The organism is Streptomyces naganishii JCM 4654, from assembly GCF_014650575.1.
Classification (GTDB): Bacteria; Actinomycetota; Actinomycetes; order Streptomycetales; family Streptomycetaceae; genus Streptomyces; species Streptomyces naganishii.
Window position 1 is genome coordinate 291109 of sequence record NZ_BMVF01000009.1, and the last position, 25966, is coordinate 317074.

Annotated in this window: 18 protein-coding genes; 13 read left to right on the plus strand and 5 right to left on the minus strand. The window is 72.4% G+C overall.

The window, feature by feature from the left end:
- Positions 1–11: 11 nt before the first annotated feature.
- Positions 12–782 (minus strand): hypothetical protein, encoded by a 771-nt coding sequence (locus IE217_RS19140; protein ID WP_190179086.1) that lies wholly within the window; start codon positions 780–782, stop codon positions 12–14.
- A 119-nt stretch (positions 783–901) separates the two neighbouring features.
- On the opposite strand from IE217_RS19140, the gene ggt reads away from it, so the two are divergent.
- Positions 902–2713, plus strand: coding sequence for a gamma-glutamyltransferase (gene ggt / locus IE217_RS19145; RefSeq protein WP_190179087.1), 1812 nt, complete (start codon positions 902–904; stop codon positions 2711–2713).
- A gap of 66 nt (positions 2714–2779) precedes the next feature.
- On the opposite strand, the gene IE217_RS19150 is transcribed toward ggt, so the two are convergent.
- Both IE217_RS19150 and map read right to left on the minus strand, forming a co-directional pair.
- Positions 2780–5326 carry an ATP-dependent Clp protease ATP-binding subunit gene (locus tag IE217_RS19150; RefSeq protein ID WP_190179088.1) on the minus strand — a complete coding sequence of 849 codons (2547 nt, stop codon included), beginning with the start codon at positions 5324–5326 and terminating at the stop codon, positions 2780–2782.
- A 221-nt stretch (positions 5327–5547) separates the two neighbouring features.
- A complete protein-coding gene (map, locus tag IE217_RS19155; protein WP_190179089.1) occupies positions 5548–6315 on the minus strand; it encodes a type I methionyl aminopeptidase in 768 nt (255 codons plus the stop codon).
- Positions 6316–6367: 52 nt separating this feature from the next.
- Between map and IE217_RS19160 the strand changes: the two genes are divergently transcribed.
- From IE217_RS19160 to IE217_RS19195, 8 genes are all read left to right on the plus strand, one after another.
- Positions 6368–6619 carry a helix-turn-helix domain-containing protein gene (locus tag IE217_RS19160; protein WP_190179090.1) on the plus strand — a complete coding sequence of 84 codons (252 nt, stop codon included), beginning with the start codon at positions 6368–6370 and terminating at the stop codon, positions 6617–6619.
- Positions 6620–6952: 333 nt separating this feature from the next.
- Complete coding sequence (locus tag IE217_RS19165) at positions 6953–7795, plus strand: nitrilase-related carbon-nitrogen hydrolase (RefSeq protein WP_190179091.1); 843 nt, start codon at positions 6953–6955, stop codon at positions 7793–7795.
- A complete protein-coding gene (locus tag IE217_RS19170) occupies positions 7792–9075 on the plus strand; it encodes an aspartate aminotransferase family protein (protein WP_190179092.1) in 1284 nt (427 codons plus the stop codon). Before IE217_RS19165 ends, IE217_RS19170 begins: the two co-directional genes overlap by 4 nt.
- 66 nt (positions 9076–9141) lie before the next feature.
- Positions 9142–10767 carry a PucR family transcriptional regulator gene (locus IE217_RS19175; protein ID WP_190179093.1) on the plus strand — a complete coding sequence of 542 codons (1626 nt, stop codon included), beginning with the start codon at positions 9142–9144 and terminating at the stop codon, positions 10765–10767.
- A gap of 156 nt (positions 10768–10923) precedes the next feature.
- Positions 10924–11766: a nitrilase-related carbon-nitrogen hydrolase gene (locus IE217_RS19180; RefSeq protein WP_190179094.1), complete on the plus strand. Its 843-nt coding sequence runs from the start codon at positions 10924–10926 to the stop codon at positions 11764–11766.
- Positions 11767–11834: 68 nt separating this feature from the next.
- Positions 11835–13235, plus strand: a complete 1401-nt coding sequence (hydA, locus tag IE217_RS19185; RefSeq protein WP_190179095.1) for a dihydropyrimidinase — start codon at positions 11835–11837, stop codon at positions 13233–13235.
- A gap of 11 nt (positions 13236–13246) precedes the next feature.
- Positions 13247–14266: a TIGR03842 family LLM class F420-dependent oxidoreductase gene (locus IE217_RS19190; RefSeq protein WP_190179096.1), complete on the plus strand. Its 1020-nt coding sequence runs from the start codon at positions 13247–13249 to the stop codon at positions 14264–14266.
- Between the two features lie 118 nt (positions 14267–14384).
- On the plus strand, positions 14385–15914 hold the full coding sequence (locus IE217_RS19195; protein ID WP_190179097.1) for an NCS1 family nucleobase:cation symporter-1: 1530 nt from the start codon (positions 14385–14387) through the stop codon (positions 15912–15914).
- Positions 15915–15931: 17 nt separating this feature from the next.
- Here IE217_RS19195 and IE217_RS19200 read toward each other — a convergent pair whose 3' ends face one another.
- Entirely contained in the window at positions 15932–16621 is a 690-nt protein-coding gene (locus IE217_RS19200) for a hypothetical protein (RefSeq protein ID WP_190179098.1), read from the minus strand.
- A 155-nt stretch (positions 16622–16776) separates the two neighbouring features.
- Positions 16777–17841 carry a lipoate-protein ligase LplAB gene (lplAB, locus tag IE217_RS19205; protein ID WP_190179099.1) on the minus strand — a complete coding sequence of 355 codons (1065 nt, stop codon included), beginning with the start codon at positions 17839–17841 and terminating at the stop codon, positions 16777–16779.
- 162 nt (positions 17842–18003) lie between these two features.
- On the opposite strand from lplAB, the gene IE217_RS19210 reads away from it, so the two are divergent.
- The 4 genes from IE217_RS19210 (at position 18004) to IE217_RS19225 (ending at position 25897) form a co-directional block, all read left to right on the plus strand.
- Positions 18004–18672 (plus strand): DUF4232 domain-containing protein, encoded by a 669-nt coding sequence (locus IE217_RS19210; protein ID WP_190179100.1) that lies wholly within the window; start codon positions 18004–18006, stop codon positions 18670–18672.
- 245 nt (positions 18673–18917) lie between these two features.
- The gene (locus IE217_RS19215) at positions 18918–21920 is read left to right on the plus strand and encodes a non-ribosomal peptide synthetase (protein WP_190179101.1); all 3003 of its coding nucleotides are present in this window, start codon (positions 18918–18920) and stop codon (positions 21918–21920) included.
- A 261-nt stretch (positions 21921–22181) separates the two neighbouring features.
- Complete coding sequence (locus IE217_RS19220; RefSeq protein WP_373298063.1) at positions 22182–22895, plus strand: thioesterase II family protein; 714 nt, start codon at positions 22182–22184, stop codon at positions 22893–22895.
- A 170-nt stretch (positions 22896–23065) separates the two neighbouring features.
- Complete coding sequence (locus tag IE217_RS19225; protein ID WP_190179103.1) at positions 23066–25897, plus strand: helix-turn-helix transcriptional regulator; 2832 nt, start codon at positions 23066–23068, stop codon at positions 25895–25897.
- Positions 25898–25966 lie beyond the last annotated feature (69 nt).

Genomic DNA, 25966 nt, shown 5'->3' on the forward strand with positions numbered 1-25966 from the left:
GAGTGCGCCCGTCAGCTCGTCGCCCGGTGCGAGGTCCGCGACTCGGGCGCCCCCTGCGCCGGCAGGGGCGCCTGTGCTGCACGGGTCACATCGGCCACCAGTTCGACCACGTCGGGGCCGTACGCCTGGGAGTTGACCACCTTCAACAGCAGTACGAACGAGCCCCCGCCGTACTTGCGCGACAGCCGCTCGTGATTGCGGGCCAGATAGCGGGTCGCCGCCTGGTTGTCGATCGCGCGCTGGCCGCAGAAGAGGAACACCGGCCGCGCCTCCGCCCGCCGCTCACCGGCCGTCAGCCGGGCCAGGAGCACGTACTCGCTGCGCCCCGCCTCCAGCCGGTAACGCTCGCCGCCGATCTGGAACGCTCCCCGGTCCGGCCCCGGTTCCGCGTCCACGTTCACCCGAACGCCGGGCAGCAGGGAGGAGAGGTGCGCGGCCATCCGCCGGTTCGAGGCCGGCCCTCCCACGCAGAACTCGGTGCGTTCGCCGAACCCCTGCTGCGCCGCGTCGTGCGCTATCACCTGAGCGGCCGCATGGCAGTCCTTGATCAGCGCGGAGAGTTCGAGCAGCGCGAAGACGTCGTGCCGGGTTACCGTCAGATCGGGGCCACCCGCGTCCCGGTTGACCACCAGCAGCGACTCCGAGTTGTCCGGCAGCCCGAAGAAGGCCTGCTTGCGCCGCAGTCTGCGCCGCCACAGGTAGGTGCGGGCCAGCCAGCCGAGCGCTGCGCTGATGCCGGCGGCCAGCACGCCGAGGACGATGTTGCGCACGTCGTCAGTCATGGGCGCGCATGGTAGCGGGCGAACGCAAACCCGTGTTCGGCAACGGGCTTCCCCGCCTTCCTGACGTGGCCATGGTCATCGATTAGGCTGCCCGGACGGCCTTTTCCCTGGAGGTGCGGATGCGTCGCCCAGTCGCACGCAAACTGGCGGTCCTGGCGGTCTCGGCCGCCGTCGTGTCGGTGGGGGCCACGGCCCCGCCCGCTGCGCAGCCCGACGCGAAACCGAGAACGGTCCAGAAAACCCCCGTGGCCGTCGGCTACGGCGGCGCCGTGGCGAGCGTCGACGCGGACGCCTCGGCCGCCGGCATCGAGGTGCTGAGAAAGGGCGGCAACGCCGTCGACGCGGCCGTCGCCACCGCCGCCGCCCTCGGCGTCACCGAGCCGTACTCCTCCGGCATCGGCGGAGGCGGCTACTTCGTCTACTACGACGCCCGCACCCGCACCGTCCACACCATCGACGGCCGCGAGACGGCCCCCCTCACCGCCGACTCCGGCCTCTTCCTGGAGAACGGCAAGCCGCTCGCCTTCAACGACGCCGTCAGCAGCGGCCTGAGCGTCGGCACCCCGGGCACGCCCGCCACCTGGCAGACCGCGCTCGACGAGTGGGGCACCCGGCGGCTCGGCACGGTCCTCCAGCCCGCCGAGCGGCTCGCCCGCCACGGCTTCACCGTCGACGACACCTTCCGCTCCCAGACGGCGTCCAACGAGACCCGCTTCCGCTACTTCCCCGACACCGCCAAGCTGTTCCTGCCCGGGGGACGGCTGCCCGCCGTCGGCTCCACCTTCAAGAACCCCGACCTGGCCCGCACCTACGAGGAGCTGGCCCGCGAGGGCGTCGGCGCGATCTACCACGGCGACCTCGGCAAGGACATCGTCAAGACCGTCCAGCACCCGCCCGTCGACCCCGGCTCCGGCTGGAACGCCCGCCCCGGCGAGCTGTCCACGCGGGACCTCGCGGCCTACCGCGCCAAGCTCCAGGCGCCCACGAAGACCTCGTACCGCGGACTCGGCGTCTACTCCATCGCGCCCTCCTCCTCCGGCGGCACGACCGTCGGGGAGGCGCTCAACATCCTCGAGCGCACCGACCTCTCCCGGGCGAGCGAGACGCAGTACCTGCACCACTTCATCGAGGCGAGCCGCATCGCCTTCGCCGACCGCGGCCGCTGGGTCGGCGACCCGGCCTTCGAGGACGTACCGACCAGGCAGCTGCTCTCCCAGCGCTACGCCGACTCGCGCGCCTGCCTGATCCAGGACGACGCGGTCCTCACCAGCCCGCTCGCCCCCGGCGACCCGCGCCACCCCGCCGCCTGCGGCACCGGCGGCACGGCCGCCCCGACGACGTACGAAGGCGAGAACACCACGCACCTGACGGTCGCCGACCGCTGGGGCAACGTCGTCTCCTACACCCTGACCATCGAGCAGACCGGCGGCAGCGCCATCACCGTGCCCGGCCGCGGGTTCCTGCTCAACAACGAGCTGACCGACTTCTCCTTCGCCCCCGCCAACCCGGCCGTGCACGACCCGAACCTGCCCGGCCCCGGCAAGCGGCCGCGCTCGTCGATCTCGCCGACGATCGTGCTCGACGCGCACAAGCGGCCCGTGGTGGCGCTCGGTTCACCCGGCGGCGCCACCATCATCACCACCGTGCTGCAGACCCTGACCGAGTTCCTCGACCGGCACCTGCCACTGGTCGACGCTATCGCCGCGCCCCGCGCCAGCCAGCGCAACGCGGCACAGACCGAACTCGAACCCGCCCTCTACGACAGCGCGTTGCGCGGCAAGCTGGAGGCGATCGGCCACTCCTTCAAGCTCAACCCGGAGATCGGCGCGGCCACCGGCGTGCAGCGGCTGCCGAACGGCGAGTGGCTCGCCGCGGCGGAGAAGGTCCGGCGCGGCGGCGGCTCGGCCATGGTCGTCCACCCGGAGCGGTAACGCCTCCCGGCGTGTTCCGTACGGCGCAGGGCCCGCCCCACTCGTCGTGAGGCGGGCCCGTCGGCTCTACTCCGTCGGTGCGGGCGTGGGCTCCGCGGGCTGCGTGTCGAAGGTGAGCCGGCCGTCCACCACGTCCACCGTGACCCGGCCGCCCTCGCCGAGCCGGCCGTCCAGCAGCAGCCGGGACAGCTGGTTGTCCACCTCGCGCTGGATGGTGCGGCGCAGCGGACGGGCGCCGTACTCGGGCTGGTAGCCGCGCCGGGACAGCCAGTCGACGGCCGCGTCCGTGAAGTCCACGGCCACGCCCTGCGCGTGCAGCAGCCGGCGGGTCTTCTCCAGCAGCAGATCGGTGATCTGCCGCAACTGGTCGGTGGTGAGCTGCCGGAAGACGACGATCTCGTCGATGCGGTTGAGGAACTCCGGCCGGAAGTGCTCCCGCAGCGGCCTGAGGATCTGCTCGCGCCGCGCCTCCTCGTCCGCGTCCGCGCCGCCCGGGCCGAACCCGATGCCCGCGCCGCGCCGGGTGATCGCCTCCGAGCCGAGGTTGCTCGTCATGACGATGACCGTGTTGGTGAAGTCCACCGTGCGGCCCTGGGAGTCGGTGAGCCGCCCGTCGTCGAGCACCTGGAGCAGGATGTTGAACACGTCCGGGTGCGCCTTCTCGACCTCGTCGAGCAGCAGCAGCGAGTACGGGTGCCGGCGCACCACTTCGGTGAGCTGGCCGGCCTCCTCGTGCCCCACGTACCCGGGCGGGGCGCCGACCAGCCGGCTGACCGTGTGGCGCTCCTGGTACTCGCTCATGTCCAGGCGGACCATGCGCTCCTCGCTGCCGAACAGCGCCTCGGCCAGCGCCCGCGCCAGTTCGGTCTTGCCGACGCCGGTCGGGCCGAGGAACAGGAAGCTGCCGATGGGCCGGTCCGGGCTCGCCAGTCCGGCGCGGGAGCGCAGCACCGCCTCGGAGACCACGGCGACGGCCTCCTCCTGGCCGACCACCCGCCGGTGCAGGTGCTCCTCCAGGCCGAGCAGCCGCTCCTTCTCCTCCTGGGTGAGGCTGCTGACGGGGATGCCGGTCTGCCGGGACACCACCTCGGCGATGGCCTCCGCGGTGACCTCCAGGTGCTGGCCCTCGTCGGCCTCCTCGCCGCCGCTGGCCTGCTCGATCCGCTCCTTCAGCTCGGTGATGCGGTCGCGCAGCTGCGTGGCCCGCTCGTACTGCTCGTCGGCGACCGCCTGGTCCTTGTCGCACGCGAGCTGCTCCACCTCGCGCTCCATGGCCCGTACGTCCGTGCCCTTGGTCCGGGCCCGCAGCCGCACCCGGGCGCCCGCCTGGTCGATCAGGTCGATCGCCTTGTCCGGCAGGCGGCGGTCGGTCAGATAGCGGTCGGACAGCTCCACCGCCGCCACCAGTGCCTCGTCGGTGTAGCGGACCTGGTGGTGGGCCTCGTAGCGGTCGCGCAGGCCGCGCAGGATCTCCAGCGCGTCGCCCGTGGACGGCTCGGGCACCAGGATCGGCTGGAACCGGCGGGCCAGCGCCGCGTCCTTCTCGATCCTGCGGTACTCCTCCAGCGTGGTCGCGCCCACGATGTGCAGCTCGCCGCGGGCCAGGGCGGGCTTGAGGATGTTGCCCGCGTCCATCGCGCCGCCCTCGCCGCCCGAGCCGGCGCCGACCACGGTGTGCAGCTCGTCGATGAAGACGATCAGCCGCTCGGAGTTGGCGCGGATCTCGCCGACGATGTTGTTCAGCCGCTCCTCGAAGTCGCCGCGGTAACGGGTGCCGGCCACCACACCGGTCAGGTCCAGGGCGACCACGCGGCGGCCGATGAGCACGTCGGGCACGTCGCCCTCGGCGATCCGCTGGGCCAGCCCCTCCACGATGGCGGTCTTGCCCACGCCCGCGTCACCGATCAGCACGGGGTTGTTCTTGCCGCGCCGGGAGAGCACCTCGATCGTCTGCTCGATCTCCTGCTCCCGCCCGATCACCGGGTCGATCCGGCCCTGCCGGGCCAGGTCGGTGAGGTCGCGCCCGTACTTGTCGAGCGTGGGCGTCGAGGTGGACCGCTGCCGCTCGGTCCCCGGGTGCTGGGCGGTGTCCGGCGCCTCGGGGGGCAGTGCGGAGGCCGCGAAGCGGGCCGCGTTCAGGATGTGCCCGGCGGCGGAGTCCGGGTTCGCGGCGAGCGCGCTCAGCACGTGCTCGGGGCCGATGTAGCCGGCGCCGCTGGCCCGCGCCATGTCGTGCGCGTCCAGCAGGGCGCGCTTGACCGCCGGGGTCAGGGACAGTGAGGTGGGCGGTGGCGTCTCGCCCGGCGGGTGCTGGGCGGGCCCGGACCGCTCGTCGATCTGCGTGGCGAGCGAGTCGGGGTCCGCGCCGGCCCGGCTGAGCAGGCTGCGGGTGGGCTCCGTGGCGAGCGCGGCCCGCAGCAGGTGCTCGGTGTCCAGGTCCCGGCTGCCGTGCTCGGCGGCGTACTGGGCCGCGCCTCTGACGAGCTCCCGGGCCGGCCGGCTGAGGAGCCGGCCGATGTCGATCTGCCGGGGACCGGGGCGGGGTCCGCCGAAGAAGCGGGCGAGGAATTCGCCGAAGGGGTCGCCCTCCGGGCCGATGAAGCCGCTGGTCATCGTGTTCCGTTCCTTCGCTGACGTGTGGCTCCCGCCGGGTAACCGGGATAAGTGGGGCTCATGCCACGATTGCATGTTCCGTTTGCCCGGGCATTCCGGGCGCCGGTGAGCCGGGGGAGGGCGTCGGTCGCGGCTCGTGGCTGGTGGCTGTGGCTGGTGGCTCGCGGCTCGTGGTCCGTGCGGGCCGGTCGCGCGGTTCCCCGTGCTCCGAGCGGCTGCTCCTACCGTTGGGTGAGGACGCGGGGGCCCGTCCTCGTGATCGCCACCGTGTGTTCCACGTGGGCCGCGCGGGTGCCGTCCGTGGTGTGCAGGGTCCAGCCGTCGGGTGCGGTGCGGTAGCCGTCCGTGCCGCCGGCGATCAGCATGGGCTCGATGGCGAGGACCATGCCGGGGCGCAGGGGGAGGCCGCGGCCGGGGCGGCCCTCGTTGGGGACGCCGGGGTCCTCGTGCATGCGCCGGCCGATGCCGTGGCCGCCGAAGCCGTCCATGATGCCGTAGCCCGCCTCGCGGCACACCGAGCCGATGGCGTGAGCGATGCCGCCGATGCGATTGCCGACGACGGCCGCCTCGATGCCCGCGGCCAGCGCCCGCTCAGCGGTCTCGATCAGCCGCAGGTCTTCGGGGCGCGGCCGGCCGACGACGAGGCTGAGCGCGGAGTCGCCCACCCAGCCGCCGAGCTCCGCCCCGAAGTCCAGGGAGAGCAGGTCGCCGTCGCGCAGCCGGTACCGGGTGGGCACGCCGTGCACGATCGCGTCGTTCACCGACGCGCACAGCACACCCGGGAAGGGCATCGGGGCGAAGGCGGGCCGGTAGCCGAGGAAGGGCGAGGTCGCGCCCGCCTCGCGCAGCACGTCCCGGGCCAGGGCGTCCAGTTCCAGCAGGGAGACGCCCACGCCGGCCGCGTCCCGCAGGGCGGTGAGTGTTCGGGCCACGACCTGGCCGGCCTCGTACATGGCGTCGATCGAGGCGTCTGTCTTCAGTTCCACCATGCCAATTACTATACCGGTATTTGAATCACGCTCGTCGCCGTAGAATGGCGGCATGGTGCGCACCCCTCTCACCCCCGAAGAGCGCGAACGCGGCGAGCGGCTCGGGCGGCTGCTGCGCGAGGCGCGCGGCGACCGCAGCATGACCCAGATCGCGGCGAGCGCCGGCATCTCCGCGGAGACCCTGCGCAAGATCGAGACCGGCCGCGCCCCGACCCCGGCCTTCTTCACCGTGGCCGCGCTCGCGGGCGCCCTCGGCCTGTCGATGGACGAGATGGCGGGGCGCTGCACACCGGCCGAGGTCTGAGGCGGCGGCGCGTCCCTTGCCGGGGGTGCGTCCGTCTGCGGGGCGTGGGTCCCTCTCCGGGGGCGCATCCCTCTCCCGGGGCACGCGTCCGTCTCCTGGGGTGCGCGTCCGTCTCCGACGCAAGGGCCGCGGCGGCCCTCCCGCACTCGTCCAGCGGAGTGTGAAACAGGATCGACTCAGCGGGTTCACGACGATGGTCTTGGCAAGGCCGTCCCAGAGGCTTACGTTCGTGCCTCTAGGCCTGTTCTACGGGCGTAGAGGCCGGGAGCCCGTGTCACATCCCCGGCCGGGCGGGGATGACACTGGCTCTGACGTACGTCGAAGGAGCAGCTCATGGCCAACGTCGTCCGTGCGGCCCTGGTCCAGGCCACCTGGACCGGCGACACCGCGTCCATGATCGCCAAGCACGAGGAGCACGCCCGCGAAGCGGCCCGGCAGGGCGCGAGGATCATCGGCTTCCAGGAAGTCTTCAACTCGCCTTACTTCTGCCAGGTCCAGGAACCGGAGCACTACCGCTGGGCCGAGCCGGTGCCGGACGGGCCGACCGTGCGCCGGATGAGGGAACTCGCCCGCGAGACCGGCATGGTGATCGTCGTCCCGGTCTTCGAGGTCGAGCAGTCCGGCCTCTACTACAACACCGCCGCCGTCGTCGACGCCGACGGCAGCTACCTCGGCAAGTACCGCAAGCACCACATCCCGCAGGTCAAGGGCTTCTGGGAGAAGTACTACTTCAAGCCCGGCAACCTCGGCTGGCCCGTCTTCGACACCGCGGCCGGCAAGGTCGGCGTCTACATCTGCTACGACCGCCACTTCCCGGAGGGCTGGCGGCAGCTCGGCCTGAACGGCGCCCAGCTCGTCTACAACCCCTCCGCCACCCACCGCGGCCTGTCCTCCTACCTGTGGCGGCTGGAACAGCCCGCGGCCGCCGTCGCCAACGAGTACTTCGTCGCCGCGATCAACCGCGTCGGCCGCGAGGAGTACGGCGACAACGACTTCTACGGGACGAGTTACTTCGTCGACCCGCGCGGACAGTTCGTCGGTGACGTCGCCGACGACACCAAGGAGGAACTCCTCGTCCGCGACCTCGACTTCGACCTCATCGAAGAGGTGCGGCAGCAGTGGGCCTTCTACCGCGACCGCCGCCCCGACGCCTACGAAGGGCTGGTGCAGCCGTGAACGACCTCTACGACCGGCACCGGGCCGTCCTGCCCGACTGGCTCGCGCTCTACTACGACAGCCCCCTGGAGATCACCCACGGCGAGGGCCGCCACGTCTGGGACAGCGAGGGCCGGCGCTACCTGGACTTCTTCGGCGGCATCCTCACCACCATGACCGCGCACGCCCTGCCCGAGGTCACCAAGGCGGTCAGCGAGCAGGCCGGGCGGATCATCCACTCCTCCACCCTCTACCTCAACCGGCCGATGGTGGAACTCGCGGAGCGCATCGCCCAGTTGAGCGGCATCCCGGACGCCCGGGTCTTCTTCACCACCTCCGGCACCGAGGCCAACGACACCGCGCTGCTGCTCGCCACCACCCACCGGCGCAGCAACACGATCCTGGCCATGCGCAACAGCTACCACGGCCGCTCCTTCAGCGCCATCGGCATCACGGGCAACCGCTCCTGGTCCCCGAGTTCCCTGTCCCCGCTGCAGACCCTCTACGTCCACGGGGGCGTGCGCACCCGCGGCCCGTTCGCCCACCTGAGCGACGCCGAGTTCATCGCCGCCTGTGTGGAGGACCTGCGCGACCTCCTCGGCCACACCCGCCCGCCCGCCGCCCTGATCGCCGAACCCATCCAGGGTGTCGGCGGGTTCACCTCCCCGCCCGACGGCCTCTACGCCGCCTTCCGCGACGTACTGAACGAACACGGAATCCTGTGGATCGCCGACGAGGTGCAGACCGGCTGGGGCCGTACCGGCGAGCACTTCTGGGGCTGGCAGGCGCACGGCGAGAACGGGCCGCCCGACATCGTCACCTTCGCCAAGGGCATCGGCAACGGCATGTCCATCGGCGGGGTCGTCGCCCGCGCCGAGATCATGAACTGCCTGGACGCCAACAGCATCTCCACCTTCGGCGGCACCCAGATCACCATGGCCGCCGGCCTCGCCAACCTCAACCACCTCATCGAGCACGACCTCCAGGGCAACGCCCGCCGCGTCGGCGGACTGCTCATCGAGCGGCTGCGGGCCGTCGCCGCCCAGCTGCCCGGCGTGCGGGAGGTGCGCGGACGCGGGCTGATGATCGGCGTCGAACTGGCCAGGCCCGGCACCGACGAGGCCGATCCCCGGGCGGCCGCCGCCGTGCTGGAAGCGGCCCGCGAGGGCGGCCTGCTCATCGGCAAGGGCGGCGGGCACAGCACCAGCGCCCTGCGCATCGCACCGCCGCTGTCCCTGACCGTCGCGGAGGCCGAGGAGGGCGCCGCCATCCTCGAACGGGCCCTGCACAGCGCGTACTGACGGGCGCCGCACAGCGCGTACTGAGGCAAGCCGCGCCGAACCGGGCGTGAAGAAAGGGGACTCGCCATGACGACCGCCTCGGGCAGGCCCCTGACCTCCTTCGAAGCGGAAGCCGGCGGAGCGGCCCTGTCGGTCCGTCAGATCCTCGCCCTGGAGCGGGTGCTGGCCGGGGAGCCCGAGGTGGTGGCGGGCGCCGGCCACCTGGACCGGCCCGTGCGCTGGGTGCACGTGGCCGAGGCCGCCGACGTCGGCGTGATGCTCACCGGCGGCGAGATGGTCCTCACCACCGGAGTGCTGCTCGCCGACGACGAGGACAAGCAGGCCGAGTACATCCGCTCCCTGCACCGCGCCGAGGCCGCCGCCGTCGTACTCGGCCTCGGCCGCGCCTTCCCCACCCCGCCGGAGGTGATGCGCCGGGCCGCCGAGCGGTGCGGGCTGCCCCTGGTGGTCCTGCACCGCCCCTTCCCCTTCGCCGAACTGACCGAGGAGGTCCAGTCCCGGCTGGTGCGGCGCAAGTTCGCCGCCGTCAGCCTCTCGGAGTCCGTACGCACCGCGCTCACCGCGCTGATCACCGCCGGCGCCCCCCTCCAGGCGCTGCTCGACGAGATCGCCCAGCACAGCGCCTGCCCCGTCGTCGTCACCAACCTCGCCCACCGGGTCCTGGCCACGGCGGGGGAGCGGTCCGCGGTCGACGACGTGCTGCGCGACTGGGAGCGCATCGCGAGGCAGGCGTGGGGGCACCACCCGGGCCGCTCGGGCACCGGGGGAGGCAGCGAGGGCGACGGCTGGATCCGCGCCGAACTCGGCGGACGCGGCGAACGCTGGGGCCGCATCGTGCTGTGCGGGCACCGCGGCGACACCGCCACCGGACGGCTGCTCGCCGACCGTGCCGCCGAGGCCCTCGTGCTGCACCGCATGCTCGGCGGCAACGCGGGCTGCACCTGGGAGGAGCAGTCGGCGCAGGGCCTGCTCACCGACCTGGTCAGCGGGGTCGTCGCGGCCCGGCAACTGCTGCCCCGGGCACGCGCGGCCGGACTGCCCGTCAACCGGCGCACGTTCGTGCCCCTCGTCGTGCCCGGCGGCGACCCGGCCGAACTCGACCGGCTGCTGCGGTTGCTGGGCCTGGCCGGCCTGGCCGCCGAACTCGCCGAGGGCGCCACCGCCGTACTCCTCAGCCTCGCCCGCGACCAGGACGCCGACGCCCTCACCGCGCACTTCGCGGCGCGGCTGCGCGCCGAGTCCGGGGCGGAGGGCACGGTGGTGGCCGCCGCCGACGCCCGTACCGCCTGGGACGAGGTGCCCGCCGGGTTGCGCGAGGCACGGCACGTCGCCGAGGCCGTCGCGGACTCCGCCGCCGCGCTCGAACTCCCGGCCGTCGTACGCCTGAAGGACGTGCACCTGCGCGGACTGATCCGGCTGCTGCGGGACGACCCCCATGTGCAGTCCTTCGCGGAGCGGGAGCTGGACGGGCTGCTGTGCGGGGCCGGCCAGGACCTGCTCGACGTGCTGCGCACCTACCTCGCCACCGGCCGCAACAAGTCCCGCACCGCCCAGCTCCACCACGTCTCCCGGCCCGCCCTCTACCGCCGCCTGGAGGCCATACAGACCCGGCTCGGGGTGGACCTCGACGACTTCGAGCAGGCCGCCTCCGTGCACATCGCGCTCCTCGCGCACGATGCGCAACACCAGTGAAGCCCGCGATCACCTGGGAAAACGGCGGTGAAACATGCGACGTCGAGAAGGTGACACGGTGACACGCCACACCCCCGCAGACGTGACACGGTGCACCTCAAAGCGGGGCGCCCGGCTTTCTACGCTCGCCGCACACCGAACAGAGCGGAGGACCCGATGAGCAGAGTGATCCGTGCCGCCCTCTTCCAGACCGCCTGGACCGGCGACAAGGAGTCCATGATCCAGGTCCACGAGCAGGCGGCCCGCGACGCGGCCGCGCAGGGCGCCCAAGTCCTGTGCTTCCAGGAGCTGTTCTACGGACCCTACTTCTGCCAGGTCCAGGACCCGGCGTTCTACGAGTACGCCGAGCGGATCCCCGAGGGCCCCATCGTCCGGCGCTTCCAGGCGCTCGCCCGCGAACTGGGCATCGTCCTCGTGCTGCCGATGTACGAGGAGGAACAGCCCGGCGTCCTCTACAACACCGCCGCCGTGATCGACGCGGACGGCTCCTACCTCGGCAAGTACCGCAAGACCCACATCCCCCAAGTGCGCGGGTTCTGGGAGAAGTTCTACTTCCGGCCCGGCAACAGCGGCTGGCCCGTCTTCGACACCAGGGCCGGCCGGATCGGAGTCTACATCTGCTACGACCGCCACTTCCCGGAGGGCTGGCGCGCCCTGGGCCTGGCCGGCGCCGAGATCGTCTTCAACCCGTCGGCCACCTCCCGCGGCCTGTCCGGCTACCTCTGGCAGCTCGAGCAGCCGGCGGCGGCGGTCGCCAACGAGTACTTCGTCGGCGCGATCAACCGGGTCGGCGTCGAGGAACTGGGCGACAACGACTTCTACGGCACCTCCTACTTCGTCGACCCCGAGGCGCGGTTCGTCGGCGAGGTGGCCGGCGACAAGGAGACCGAACTCCTCGTGCGCGACCTCGACCTGGCCAAGCTGCGCGAGGTCCGCGACCGCTGGCAGTTCTACCGCGACCGCGCCCCGGGTGCGTACGGGCCGCTGACCGCGCCCTGACCGACGGCCCGCACCGGCCCGGGGCCGGGCACCGAACACACCGTGTCACGACCGGAAGGAGAGGGAGCATGAGCCGTACCGTCATCCGTGGTGGCCTCGTCATCACCGCCTCCGACGAGATCCACGCCGACGTCCTGATAGAGGACGGCCGCATCGCCGCCCTCGCCGCCTCCGGCACCCCGGCCGCCGAGGCATGGACGGCCGAGCGGGTCGTCGACGCCACCGGGAAGTACGTCATCCCCGGCGGCGTCGACGCCCACACCCACATGGAACTGCCCTTCGGCGGCACCTTCGCCTCCGACACCTTCGAGACCGGCACCCGGGCCGCGGCCTGGGGCGGCACCACCACGATCGTCGACTTCGCCGTGCAGAGCGTCGGCCACACCCTGCGCGAGGGACTCGACGCCTGGCACGCCAAGGCCGAGGGCAACTGCGCCATCGACTACGGCTTCCACATGATCGTCTCCGACGTCGGCGACGAGACGCTGAAGGAGATGGACCTGCTCGTGGAGGAGGGCGTGACCTCCTTCAAGCAGTTCATGGCCTACCCCGGCGTCTTCTACTCCGACGACGGCCAGATCCTGCGCGCCATGCAGCGCTCCGCCGAGAACGGCGGGCTGATCATGATGCACGCCGAGAACGGCATCGCCATCGACGTGCTCGTCGAACAGGCCCTCGCCCGCGGCGAGACCGACCCCCGCTACCACGGCGAGGTCCGCAAGGCGCTGCTGGAGGCCGAGGCCACGCACCGCGCCATCCGGCTCGCCCAGGTCGCCGGCGCCCCCCTGTACGTCGTGCACGTCTCCGCGCGGGAGGCGGTCGCCGAACTGATCCGGGCCCGCGACGACGGGCTGAACGTCTTCGGCGAGACCTGCCCGCAGTACCTGTTCCTGTCCACCGACAACCTCGCCGAACCGGACTTCGAGGGCGCCAAGTACGTCTGCTCCACGCCCCTGCGGCCCAGGGAGCACCAGGCCGCCCTGTGGAAGGGCCTGCGCACCAACGACCTCCAGGTGGTCTCCACGGACCACTGCCCCTTCTGCTTCACCGGCCAGAAGGAGCTCGGCCGCGGCGACTTCTCCAAGATCCCCAACGGGCTGCCGGGCGTGGAGAACCGCATGGACCTGCTCCACCAGGCCGTCGTCGACGGGCACATCTCCCGCCGCCGCTGGATCGAGATCGCCTGCGCCACCCCGGCCCGCATGTTCGGCCTGTACCCGAAGAAGGGCACCATCGCCCCCGGCGCCGACGCCGACGTCGTCATCTACGACCCGCACGCCGAGCAGGTCATGTCCGCGCAGACGCACCACATGAACGTCGACTACTCCGCCTACGAGGGCAGGCGCGTCACCGGCCGGGTGGAGACGGTCCTCTCGCGCGGCGAACCCGTCATCACCGAGCGGGAGTACACCGGGCACGCCGGGCACGGCGTCTACACCCCGCGCTCCACCTGTCAGTACCTCAACTAGGAGTGGCGCCCATGGACTTCGGACTCGTCCTCCAGACCGACCCGCCGGCCTCGCGCGTCGTCAGCCTGATGCAGCGGGCCGAGCGCAACGGCTTCCGCTACGGCTGGACCTTCGACTCCGCCGTGCTCTGGCAGGAGCCGTTCGTCATCTACTCCCAGATCCTCGCGCAGACCGAGCGGCTGACCGTCGGCCCGATGGTCACCAACCCCGGCACCCGCACCTGGGAGGTCACCGCCTCCACCTTCGCCACCCTCAACGACATGTTCGGCAACCGCACCGTCTGCGGCATCGGCCGCGGCGACTCCGCGATGCGCGTCGCCGGCCGCAAACCCAACACGCTCGCCCGCATCAGCGAAGCCATGAAGGTCATCCGGGCGCTCGGCAGGGGCGAGGAGGCCGACCTCGGCGGCACCGTGATCCGCTTCCCCTGGGTCAGACCCGGCGCCGAACTGCCCGTGTGGATGGCCGCGTACGGGCCCAAGGCGCTGAAGATGACCGGCGAGGAGGCCGACGGGTTCATCCTCCAGCTCGCCGACCTCTACCTCACCGAGTACATGGTCAAGGCCGTCAGGGACGCGGCAGCGGCGGCCGGACGCGACCCGGACGCGGTGACGGTCTGCGTCGCCGCGCCCGCCTACGTCACCGCCGACGACTCGCCCGAGGCGCTCGCCCACGCCCGCGAGCAGTGCCGGTGGTTCGGCGGCATGGTCGGCAACCACGTCGCCGACCTGGTCGAGCGCTACGGCGAGCACTCCGCCGCCGTACCGGACGAACTCACCGACTACATCAAGGCCCGCCAGGGGTACGACTACGCCCACCACGGGCGCAGCGGCAACCCCGACACCCAGTTCGTGCCCGACGAGATCGTGGACAGGTTCTGCCTCGTCGGGCCGGTGGAGAAGCACATCGAGAAGCTGAACGCGCTGCGCGCACTGGGCGTCGACCAGTTCGCCGTGTACGACATGCACGACGCGCAGGAAGCTGTGATCGACGCGTACGGGCAGCAGGTCATCCCGGCCGTCAACTCCTGATCCCCGCGACCGAGTTCCGACAACCCCCCACTCCACTGTCGCCCCTCCCCACCTCCCCGGGGAGGGGCCGGGTGCCCGCACCGCCCCGCTTCGACCCGCCTCATGGATTGGGCTGCCCATGACCGACACCGCTCCCACGGCCATACCGCCGACCGCCCAGGTCACCCGCCCCGACGGGCGCGTGGAGATCGCCCCCGGCGCCCCGCTGCCCGGCGGTCCCTACGCCAACGCGGACCTGCTGCCGGTCCCGGTCGCCAAGCGCACCTGGACCACCTACAACTTCTCCGCGCTGTGGGTCGGCATGGCCCACAACACGGCCTCCTGGACCCTGGCCTCCGGCCTGATCGCCGTCGGCATGGACTGGAAGCAGGCGGTGTTCACCATCGCCCTGGCCAACCTGATCGTGCTGGTGCCGATGCTGCTCACCGGGCACGCCGGGCCCAAGTACGGCATCCCCTTCCCGGTCTTCGCCCGCGCCTCCTTCGGCGTGCGCGGCGCCAACCTGCCCGCCGTCGTACGGGCGCTGGTGGCGTGCGGCTGGTTCGGCATCCAGACCTGGATCGGCGGTGAGGCGATCTACTTCCTCGCCGGGAAGCTGATCGGCGACAGCTGGACCAAGGCCTCCCACCTGGGCGGCTACGCCTGGACGATGTGGCTGTCCTTCGCGATCTTCTGGGCGATCCAGGTGGCCGTCATCTACCGGGGCATGGAGACCATCCGCCGCTTCGAGAACTGGGCGGCGCCCTTCGTGCTCGTCGGCGCGTTCGTGATGCTGTGGTGGATGAGCGGCAAGGCCGGCGGCCTCGGCCCGCTGTTCGACCAGCCCTCCAGGCTGGGCTGGGGAGCGGACTTCTGGAAGCTGTTCGCGCCCGCCCTGATGGGCATGATCGGCTTCTGGTCCACGCTGTCGCTCAACATCCCCGACTTCACCCGCTACGGCAGGAGTCAGAAGGCGCAGACCCGCGGCCAGGCCCTCGGCCTGCCCACCACCATGACCCTGTTCGCCTTCCTGTCGGTGCTGGTCACCTCCGGCTCCCAGGCCGTCTACGGCCAACCGGTCTGGGACCCGGTGCAGTTGGCGGCGAAGACGGACAACGTGGCCGGACTGCTGTACGCGCTGGTGACCGTGCTGGTGGCGACCCTCTCGGTCAACATCGCGGCCAACATGGTCTCCCCGGCCTTCGACTTCTCCAACGTCGCGCCGCGCAGGATCAGTTTCCGCACCGGCGCCCTCATCACGGCCGTGCTCGCCGTGGTGATGTGCCCGTGGAAGCTGTACTCCGACCCGCAGGGCTACATCTTCACCTGGCTCGGCCTGGTCGGCGGCCTGCTCGGCACCGTCGCCGGCATCCTCATCGCCGACTACTGGATCCTCAGGCGCGCCCACCTCGACCTGGTCGACCTGTACCGCACGGGCGGCCGCTACTGGTACGCGGGCGGCTGGAACTGGCGGGGCGTGGTCGCCTTCGTGACCGGCGGCGTCCTCGCCATCGGCGGCGCCGACTTCCATCCGCTGATCGACGGCCGCCCGATCCCGGCCCTGAAGTCCCTCGCGGACTACGGCTGGGCGGTGGGCCTGGGCACCTCGATGGTGCTGTACCTGCTGCTGATGCTGTCCCGCACACGGGAGCGGGCCGCCACCGCGTGAACACCCGTGGGGAACGGTCAGCCCTTCCGGCCGTTCCCCAGCGCGGCCACCGCGTCCCTGGCCGCCTTGATGGCGCCCTTGTTGATCTCGTCCGTGTCCGGCGCCTTCTTCGTCTCGAAGTCGCTGCCGTTGTACGTGACGACCACCAGCGCGTTGGAGGAACGCGCCATCACCACGCCCTCACGGGTCTGCTGCTTGTCCTGGGTGGTCAGGTTCACCACGGAGTACGCGCTGTCCCCGAGACCCGGCACCGCCCCGCCGCCGCTCTTCTCCGCCGTCCGGTCCTGGTACGCCTTCTGCGCGGCCGCCGGCGAGTCCATGATCTCGAAGGAGACGTCGAGCCAGCGGTAGTCGTAGCCCTTGAGCGCGTTCCACGAGCAGGTGCGGCGCACCTTGGTGTCCGTGGACGGGATCTCCTTGCCCGCCGTCTTCGCGCCCGGTACCAGCGCCCCGATCGTCGTCGCCGTCACGCTGGTGCACGGCGCCGGGGCCGAGTCGTACGCCTTGGACTCCGCCGCCGAGGACGGCGCGGCGGACGGCGAGGACGCCTCCGCGCCGCCGGACGGAGTGGTCTGCTGCGCCGTGCGGTGCTCGGCGGCCGGCGCGGGGGCGAACGGGCCGGACGTCAACGCCCAGCCCGCGCAGGCGAGCACGACGACGGGACTCAGCCGCGCGGTGAGCGCGAGCGGCAGCGGGAGATCACGCACGGCGCACTCTCGTGTGGGGGACGGACGGTGCGGCACTGGTCCGCACCGCGGACGGTACGACAGTTTCACACGAGACCCTGTGGGGCGGAAGGGCGAACTCGCTCCGTGCCCACGTGGTTACGGCCGAAGACGCCAACGGCACGCCTACGGCACGTCTACGGCACCCGCGCCGTCCACTCGGCCGAACCGAACTTCGTCCGCGCCAGCTCCCGCGCCCGGGCGAGCTCGTCGTCGGTCACCTTGCCCTGCGACAGCCCGTACCGCCCGCGGAAGGAGTCGATCATCCGCGCGATCACGGCCTCGCGCGCGAGACCGGTCTGCCGGCGCAGCGGATCCACCCGCTTCTTCGCGCTCTTCGTCCCCTTGTCGGACATCTTCTCCCGCCCGATCCGCAGCACTTGGAGCATTTTGTCCGCATCGATGTCGTACGACATCGTCACATGGTGCAGCACCGCACCGGGGCCGCCGTGCGGTCCCACGACCCGTTTCTGCGCCGCGCCCGCGATCTTGCCCTGCTCGGTGGCGATGTCGTTCAGCGGCTGGTACCAGGCGCGGATGCCCATGTCGCCGAGGGCGCCGAGCACCCAGTCGTCCAGGTAGGCGTAACTGTCCTGGAAGGACAGGCCCTGCACCAGTGCCTCGGGCACCGACAGCGAGTACGTGATCGTGTTGCCCGGCTCCACGAACATCGCGCCGCCGCCGGAGATCCGCCGCACCACCTCGATGCCGTGGAGCGCGGCGCCCTGGGGGTCCACCTCGTTGCGCAGGGACTGGAAGCTGCCGATGATCACCGCCGGGGCGCCCCACTCCCACACCCGCAGCGTCGGCGGGCGCCGGCCCGCGGCGACCTCCGCCGTCAGCACCTCGTCCAGCGCCATGTGCAGCGCCGGGGACTGCGGGCCCTCGTGGACGAGCTGCCAGTCGTAGTCCGTCCAGTCGGTGGCGTGCGCCAGCGCGCGGCGCACCGCGATGCCCACGCCCTCCGACGTCAGCCCGTACATCACCGTGCCCTCGGGCAGCGCCGCGTCGATCCGGGCGGCGAGGCCAGCCGCGTCCGTGTCCGCGGGGGCGCCCTCCAGCGCGCCGTTCACCGCGTCCAGCGCCTCGTCCGGTTCCAGGAAGAAGTCGCCCGCCACCCGCACGTGCCTCAGCACGCCGTCCTCGGCTTCCACGTCCACGACGACGAGCTTGCCGCCGGGCACCTTGTACTCACCGTGCACTGCCAGGGCCTCCGTTCCTGCCGCAGCAGATCAACGCGCCGGGCCGCCGGGGTGTTCCCCCTCACTGGAACCTCCCCGCCGCCACGCGCATCTTCCAGTGCGGGAGGCAGGAGCGGCGGTACGGGGCCTCCGCCGGACGCCTCCCGGCAGGGAAGGCTCCTCATGGCACGGCGGACAGCGGCACTCTCCGCGATCTCCCTCGCGGTCGTCCTCGCGGTCACGGCCTGCGGCCCGGCCCACCACGAGGCCGGCCCACGGCCCAGCTCGGCGCACCGCACGACCGCGTCCGCCGGCACCCCCACACCCACGACTTCGCCGACCGGCACCACCTCGGCGACCCCCCGCCCCACGCCGACCACCGCCTCCCCCTCCTCCCCGGCCGGCACCCCCCACGCGGCCCCCTGCCGCAGCGGGCAACTGCGCTGGACCCTGACCCGCCTCGACGGCAAGCCCGGCCACGGACCGGCCACCGCCCTGCTGAGCGCCGCCAACACCGCCGCGCGGCCCTGCGCCCTCCACGGCTACCCCTATCTCGAGGCGCACGTGGGCAAGGGCCCCGCGGTCTGGACGGAACCCGGCACCAAGGCGCGGGTCCGGGTGCTGCTGCGCCACGGCCACCCGGTCGTCTTCCCGCTCACCTACCCGGCCTCGCCCGACCGGCACGGATACTGCGCCATCCCCACCGACCTCGACCCCGTCATAGTCGTACGCCCCCCGAACCCCGCCCGCACCGACTACGGCACCCCCCTGCGGATGACGGACACCCACGGACGCCCGGTGCGCCCGGTGTTCTGCGACACGATCCGCATCGGCCCGCCCCGGCAGCGGTAGGGCGGCGCGCGCCCGTACAGGGGCGCGATGGGGTTCGCCGGTGCGCAGAACGACGGGTGTTAGGGGGCTGCCCTGGTCGCGGCGATGCCCTAGACGTGGAGCTGGAATCAGCGCTTCACCGCCGGGCGGCCGGCCCGGGCCGCGGTGACGCGCGTACGCACCACGCCGCCGCCGAACGGGGAGAAGTGATCGACTTGACGACATTCGTCAGGAACGTGGCACCACTGGAATGGGCCTTTGTGGGCATGTCCCCCGAGTCGCGGGTGATGAACCTCCTCGTCGAAGGCGACGGCGCCCTCCCGCCGCACCGGCTGACGCAGGCCGTCGCCGCCGCCGCGGACGCGCACCCCGGGATGCGGCTGACCCGGCAGGAGAGGCGGTGGACCGACAGCGGCGCCGCCCCCGCCGTACGCACCCTCGCGCCCGGCGCCCTCGACCGGGACCGGCTCGACGCCCCGGAACTGCGCGCGCCGTTCGACGACACCCGTGCGACCTGCGAGGTGCTGCTCGCGCCCGGCGACCCGGCCACCGTGGTGTTCCGCGCCGACCACGCCGTGACCGACGGGCGCGGACTGCTGCTGTGGGCGCGCGACGTCTTCCGCGCGCTGCGCGGCGAGGACCCGCTCGGCGCACCCGCCGACACCGGCAGCGAGGAACTGCTGCGGCGGCTGCACCCGGACGGCGAACCGCCCCGCGCCGCCGCCCGCGACCTGGACTTCCCCTCGCCGCTCGGCCCCCGCCCGCACGAGAAGGCCGGCCTGCTGTGGCGGCGCCGCAGCCTCGACGGCACCCACCTCGCGGCCACCGCCAAGGTGGTCGCCGCCCTCGCGGCCGCCCACGGACCCGGACGCTTCCACGTCCCCGTCGACCTGCGCCGCCACCTGCCCGGACTGCGCTCCACCGCCGCGCTCTCGCACGCCGTCGACCTCGACGTGACCGAGGGGGAGGGCTGGGAGGAGGTGCAGCGCACGCTCCTCGCCCGGCTGACGGACCGCCGGGACCTTGCCGAAGGCACCGACCCGGGCATCCTCGACCTGCCGCTGCCCCTGCTGCGGGAGGGCATCGCGGGCATCGACCGCACGGCCGCCGCCACCGACCGCCACAGCGCCCGCGCCTGCGTCTCGCACCTCGGCACGGCCGACCCCGCCGACTTCCGCGCCGACGGCTTCGAGGCGGCCTCCGTGTACGCGCTCGGCGGCGTCACCCCCGGCGGACCGCCCGAGATCGACGTCGTCGAACTCCCCGGCCGCACCGAGCTCACCGTCGCCTGGTACGACGGTCCCGGCGCCGCCGACCGCGCCGAGGCACTCCTCGACACCGTGGAGGAGGCCCTCTCCCCGAGGGCGTACCGGCACTGGGAGGGCAACCGCACCAGGCGGCCGCTGCCCGACCCGCGATCCGTCGTCGAACTCTTCCGCGAGCAGGTCGCACGCACGCCCCACCGCACCGCGCTCAGCGGCCCTGAGGGTGAGGTCAGCTACCTGGAGCTGAGCCGCCGCGCGGACGCGGTCGCCGCCGGACTGCGTCGTCTGGGCGCCGGACCGGGCACCGTGGTCGGGCTGCTCGCCGGCCGTTCGGCCGCCTCCGTCGCCGGCCTGTGGGGCGTACTGCGCGCGGGCGCCTGCTACCTCCCGCTGGACGTGCGCCACCCCGACCGCCGCCTTGCGGACCTGCTCACGGACGCGGGCAGCACCCTGTGCCTGGTCGAGCGCGCCCAGGAGGGCCGCGACTGCCTCCCCGAGGGCTGCCGCGCGCTGCCGCTGGACGCGCTCGCCGCGGGCGGCACCTCGCGGGAGGACGCGGCCACGGACGACTCCGGAGTCTCGGCGACAGCGGTGCCGGACACGTCCGTCGCCGGGGCCGACACCGCCGTCGGCCCCCACGACCTCGCCTACGTCATCTACACCTCCGGCTCGACCGGGCGGCCCAAGGGCGTGCAGATCGAGCACGGGAGCCTGGCCAACTACGTGCACTGGGGCACCCGCGAGTTCGGCATCGACTCCGAGACCTGCCTGCCCCTGCTCACCTCGCCCTCCTTCGACGTCTCCGGCACCTCGGTGTTCCTGCCGCTGCTGACCGGCGGCGAGGTCGTCCTCGTGCGGGACGACCCCAACCACCTCTCCCTGCGGCACCTGCTGACCCGGACCCGCGCCAACACCCTGAACCTGACGCCCTCCCACCTCGACCTGATCGGCGGCCTGGACATCACGCCGGCCGGGTACCGCAGCGTCGTCGTGGTCGGCGAGCAGTTGCGCGTGGAGGTCGCCGCCCGGGCCCAGGAGATGTTCGGGCCCAAGTGCCGGATCATCAACCTGTACGGCCCGACCGAGGCCACCATCGGCTGCACCGCCCACACCTACGACGAGGAGCGCGACCAGGACGGCTCCGTGGTGCCCATCGGATGGCCCGCCGACAACACCTCGGTGTTCCTCCTCGACGGCGAGCGGCGGTTCGTCGCCCCCGGCGAGGTGGGGGAGATGTACCTCGGGGGCGCCCAGCTCGCGCGCGGCTACCTCGGCCGCCCCGAGCTCGACCGGGAACGGTTCCCCAGGCTGGCCGACGGTACGCGGGTCTACCGCACCGGCGACCTCGCCCGCGTACTGCCGTCGGGGGAGCTGCAGTTCGTCGGGCGCATCGACGACCAGGTCAAGATCCGCGGCCACCGGGTGGAACCCGCCGAGGTGGCGCGGGCGCTGGAGGAGCACACGGCGGTCGACCGGGCCGTGGTGGTGACCCGTCCGGCGGCCGGGCGGGGCGGCAAGGCGCTGTTCGGCTATGTGCTCACCAACACGGCTGTTGCGGAGGAGGAGTTGAGGGATCACCTGACAGCGCTGCTGCCCGCCCATATGATCCCGGCCGCCGTCACCGTGGTGAGCGAACTGCCGTACACCGTCAGCGGGAAGGTGGACGTACGGGCCCTGCCGGACCCCTTCGGCGACGCGCGGCACGGTGTTCCGGGCGCCGCGGACAAGGTGACGGACCCGGTGGCCGATGCGGTGGCCGGAACATGGGCGCGCACGCTCGGAGTCGACCGCTCCCGGCTCGACGGGCAGTCCGACTTCCAGCGGCTGGGCGGGGACTCGCTGTCCCTGCTGGCGATGCTCGCCGGCGTCGCGCACGAACTCCTCGACGCGCGGGCCGAGGAGGCGTTCATGGCCGAACTCGGTCGCATCCTGCGCGAGCCGACCCTGGAACGCGTCACCGCGCTGGTCCACGAGGTGCGCGCCGAGTCGTCGCCGGGAGTGTGAGTAATACGACATCGAACGCCCATCCGTAATTGGAACTGCCTGATGTCCCGGCTCGGCCCGGTACGTCCGGGGCGCGCTCCCAAACGTAGGGGTACCCCCTAGATCAAGCGTTCTGCTAGACATGGATTGGCCGAAGGATCGGCACGGCAACGCCGAGCTCGTTGTTGGCGGGGAATCTCAGGAAAGAGTTTTGTTGCAGTGGGTGAATTCCAGGACCCCAGCCGTTGGATACGCCGTTTCCACCCCGCTGAGGAGAGCGGGGTGCGTCTTGTCTGCCTTCCGCACGCGGGCGGTTCGGCACCCTTCTACTTCCCGATGTCACGCGCGCTGTCTCCCGCGGTCGACGTCGTCTCGGTGCAGTACCCGGGCCGTCAGGACCGCAGGGCGGATCCGGCCATCGAGGACATCGGGGAATACGCGGACGCGATCACCGCGGAAATCCGGCCATGGCTGGACCGGCCCGTCGCGTTCTTCGGGCACAGCATGGGAGCGGTTCTCGCATTCGAGGTGACCCGGCGGCTGGAGCGGGACGGCGTCGTGCCCCTCGCCGTGTTCGCCTCGGGCCGCAGGGCGCCTTCACGCCACCGTGACGAGAACGTGCACCGGCGTGACGACGACGGCATCGTCGAGGAGATGCGGCTGCTCAGCGGAACCGACTCGCAGATCCTCGGCGACGAGGAGATCCTGCGGATGGTGCTGCCCGCGATCCGCAGCGACTACACCGCGATCGAGAACTACCGCGCCGCTCCCGGGCTCACGGTGACCGCCCCGATCACCGTGCTGACCGGCGACAACGACCCCAGGACCAGCCTGGACGAGGCGTCGGCGTGGGCGGAGCACACCACCGGGGCGTTCGACATGCACGTCTTCACGGGCGGCCATTTCTTCCTGGCCAACCACCAGGAGCAGATCCTGAAGATCGTCTCCGACACGCTCGGCGGACCGCTGCCCGGCAAGGGCGGCCCTCTTTCCTGACGTGCGGGACCGCGTGACCGGCGGTCCCGCACGAGCACAGGCCGGCGACGACCAGATCCCGCAAGGGATACGCCGCCTGAAAAGGAACCGGTACAACTTTCAAACGCACCGCCGCGGCGCCCTGCCGACCGGACGATCCGGGCGCGCCGCGGTTTCCGGGGGAAACACAAATGACCATGTCCTTGAAGCTGGTCGAGCGCGAGAGCCATCTCGGCACGCTGAACGAACTGCTGCGCAGTGCCGGAAACGGCCGAGGCCGCGTCGCTCTGCTCAGCGGCGCGGTGGCGAGCGGCAAGACCGAACTTCTCGAAGCCTTTACCGAACAGGCGATCGACGAGGGCGCGATACTGCTCGACGCGACCGCCTCGCGCGCCGAACGGGCACTGCCCTTCGGCATCCTGAGAAAAATATGCGACCACGCGTCGTTCGCGCCGGAAGTCCGCACCGAAGCGCTGCGGCTCATGGACGAGGCGGCGACGGAATCCGGCCAGCAGCACCGAATGCGGCCCATGCCGTACGTCGCCTGGGCGCTGCTCCAACTCGCCCGTGAACACACGGTCGTCATAGCGATCGACGACGTTCACTGCAGTGACGAGAATTCTCTACAATTCCTCCTCTATTTGACTCGGCGTATACGTCAGTCGCGCATCCTGATCGTGCTGACCGAGGCGACCAGACTGCGCCAGGAACAGGTCGTGTTCCACGCCGAGCTGCTGCGCCAGCCGCACTGCGGCCGCGTCCACGTCGGCATGCTCTCCGCACAGGGCACCGCGACGGTGATCGCCGGCCAGTTCGTGCCCGCGCTCGCCGCCCGGCTGGCCCCCGAGTTCCACGCCATCAGCGGCGGCAACCCGCTGCTGCTGCGCGCCCTGCTCGAGGACTGCCTCGCCGGCGCCGACCGCAACGAACCCTTCCAGCGGGTCGTACCGGCCGACAAGTACGCCCAGGCCGTACGGGACTGCCTGCACCGCGGCGAACCCGACATGCTGACCGTCGCCCGGGGGGTGGCCGTGCTCGGCGACGCCGGGTCCACCGCGCTGCTCGCCCAGGTGCTCGGCATCCAGACCGAGGAGGCCGAACAGGGCGTCCAGGACCTCATGCGCTGCGCGGTCCTCGACGACGGCTTCTTCCGCGACCCGGCGGCACGCACCGCCGTACTGGAGGTCACCGAGCCGCACACCCTGGCCGGGCTCCACCAGCGGGCCGCCGCACTGCTGCACCGCGACGGAGCGTCCGCCCTGGACGTGGCCCGGCACCTGCTGAGCGGCCGGCAGGACGTCGACGACACCATGGTCCCCGTCCTTCAGGAAGCCGCCGAGTACGCGCTGATCGACGATGACATCGAAGTCGCGCTGCACTGCCTGGAACTGGCCCACCGCACCTGCCAGGACCGCGAGGCCCGCGCCGCGATCAAGGCCCGGCTGGTCAGCCTCGTGTGGCGGCTCAACCCCGCCGCCGCCGAGGCCCACCTGCCGCAGCTCACCGCCGAACTCGCCGGCCGGCTCCCCGGCCGCGACCTGGCCGCCTCGGTGTCCTACCTGGGCTGGTCGGGCCGGCTGGACCAGGCGAGCGACATGGTGCACAGCCTGTCCGCCGCGTCCGGCGAACCGTCCGCGCAGGACACGCCCGGCCAGGACATGCCAGGCCAGTACGCGCCCGGCCGGAACGCCGCCGCGCTCGAGGCCGCGCGCCGCTGGCTGACGATGATCAGCCCGTCCCTGGAGGCGGTCTTCCCCGAGTCGGCGCTGACCCGGGCGCCCGCACCCGAGGGCCCCGGCGGAAGCGGCGACGACGCCCACACCCTGGCCGCGTCCGCCATCTCCGCCGCGCTGACCGGCGGCCTCGGCGACAGCGCCGTCGCGGACGCCCAGCGCCTGCTGCAACGCCACCGCATCAGCGACACCTCGCTCCAGCCGCTCGTCTTCGCCCTCCTGGCCCTCGTCTACGCCGACCGCACCGACCTCGCGCTCGCCTGGTGCGAACGGCTCCTCGGCGAGTGCGCCACCCGGCGCGCGCCCGGCTGGCAGGCCCTGCTGTCCGCGGTCCGCGGCGACATCGCCCTGCGCCAGGGCGACCTGCCCGGCGCCGCGCACCACGCCCGCGCCGCCCTGTCGCTGATCTCGCTGCAGAGCTGGGGCATCGGCATCGCCCTGCCGCTGAGCACCCTGATCCAGGCCGAGATCGGCATGGGCCGCCCCGACGAGGCCATGGCCCTGCTCGAACAGCCCGTGCCCGAGACCCTGTTCGGCACCCTGCTGGGCCTGCAGTACCTCCGCGCCCGGGGCCGCTGCCACCTGGCCACCGGCCGCTACCACGCCGCCGTCGAGGACTTCCTCACCTGCGGGCGGCTGATGCAGGAGTGGGGAGTGGACGCCCCCGAACTGGTGCCGTGGCGCATCGACGCCGCCGAGGCGTGGCTCGCCCTCGGCGAACCCGAGCGGGCCCGCGCCCTCGCCGAACGCCAGCCGCGCCGCGGCGGCACCGCGCCCAGCCGCACCCGCGGCGCCCAACTCCTGGTGCTGGCCCGCACCATGGAGATCAAGCGCCGGCTGCAACTGCTCAAGGAGTCGGTGGAGATCCTGGAGACCAGCGACGACCGGCTCCAACTGGCCGCCGCCCTCGGGGAACTGGGCAACGGCTACCGCTCGCTCGGCGAGTTCAACCGGGCGCGGCTGCTGGTGCGCAAGGCCTGGCACGTCGCCAAGGCGTGCGGCGCGGAACCGCTGTGCCAGCTGCTCATGCCCGGCGACGCCGACACCGAGGCCGCCACCGGCCGCGAGGGCGACCTGCCCCGCGAGGCCGAGGCCCTCACCGAGGCCGAGTCCAGGGTCGCCGTGCTCGCCGCGCACGGCCACACCAACCGCGAGATCGCCACCAAGCTGTACGTCACCGTCAGCACCGTGGAGCAGCATCTCACCCGCATCTACCGCAAGCTGAACGTCAAACGGCGCCGGGACCTGCCCTCCAAGCTGTCCGACAGCAGCCTGGCCGGCATCGCCTGACCCGGGGCCGGGCCGCGGCCCCCGGTGCCGTGACCGCCGTAATCGGCACCACCGCGGCAGTCGGCACAG